The following is a 1,052-nucleotide window of genomic DNA, read 5'->3' as shown; positions in this document are numbered from 1 at the left end:
GGCTTTGTTGCACAAATCGGCTGAACGCCGAGGTTCCCCTTTCCCCGGACAGACTTATCCCACAGCTTCCGTGACGGGTATGCCGAGCGCGGTGTAGCCGTTCAGGACAGCGATGCGGACCTGGAGCTCGGCGACCTGTCGGTCGAAGTCTCGCGCCATGAGCCGCTGGCCCAGCAGTTTCACACAATGCATCTTGGTCTCGACGCGGCTTCTGCGGTGGTATCCGCTCCATCTTCGCCAGAGGGCCCGGCCAAGGTATTTTGCGGCGCGCAGGGCCTCGTTTCGTGCGGCCGCGCCAGCTGTGATCACCTTCCACGGCTTGGCGTTCCTGCGGGGCGGGATGACGGCATGGGCACCGCGGTCAGCGATGGCATCGTGGCACTTGCGGGTGTCGTAGGCACCGTCTGCCGTGACACTGCCGATCTGTTGGTCATCCGGGATCTGGCTGAGGAGGTCGGGCAAGACCGGCGCATCGCCGATGTGGCTTCCGGTGATCTCAACGGCCCGAACCTCCAGCGTTTCCTCATCGATCCCGAGGTGGATCTTGCGCCAGACGCGACGTTTCGGGCCACCATGCTTGCGGGCGTGCCATTCGCCTTCGCCCTCGACCTTGATGCCGGTGCTGTCGATCAGCAGGTGCAGCGGGCCTTTCGATCCACGGTATGGAATGTTGACAGCCAAGGTCTTCTGGCGGCGCGACAGCGTGCTGAAGTCGGGCACAGTCCAGTCGAGGCCAACCAGTCGCAGCAGACTTTCGACGAACCCGGTCGTCTGCCGGAGCGCCATCCCGAACAAAACCTTCATTGAAAGGCACGTCTGGATAGCGGCATCGCTGTAGGTTTGCTGTCGGCCACGCCGGCCTGTCGGCGCGCCATCCCAGCTCATCTCAGGGTCGAACCAGATCGTCAGCGAGCCCCGGCGCTTGAGCGCTTCATTGTAGGCTGGCCAGTTCCTGGTTCTGTAGGTTGGGGGTGTAGGTCTGCTCATGCATCCCAGCTACCACGCTGGATTCACGAGATGAATCCCTCACACGATTTGTGCAACAGAGCCAT

The 1,052-nt window shown here is 62.5% G+C and carries 1 protein-coding gene; it reads right to left on the bottom strand.

Annotation, left to right across the window (positions count from 1 at the left end; translation table 11 throughout):
* Window positions 1-54: 54 nt before the first annotated feature.
* The gene (locus ACGYK9_RS19395) at window positions 55-987 is read right to left on the bottom strand and encodes an IS5 family transposase (RefSeq protein WP_394415359.1); all 933 of its coding nucleotides are present in this window, start codon (window positions 985-987) and stop codon (window positions 55-57) included.
* Window positions 988-1,052: the final 65 nt, after the last annotated feature.

The organism is Sulfitobacter sp. 1A15258, assembly GCF_043557045.1.
Lineage (GTDB): Bacteria > Pseudomonadota > Alphaproteobacteria > Rhodobacterales > Rhodobacteraceae > Sulfitobacter > Sulfitobacter faviae.
Note: the sequence above shows the minus strand (reverse complement) of the source record. Positions and strands in the feature narration are given on the sequence as shown.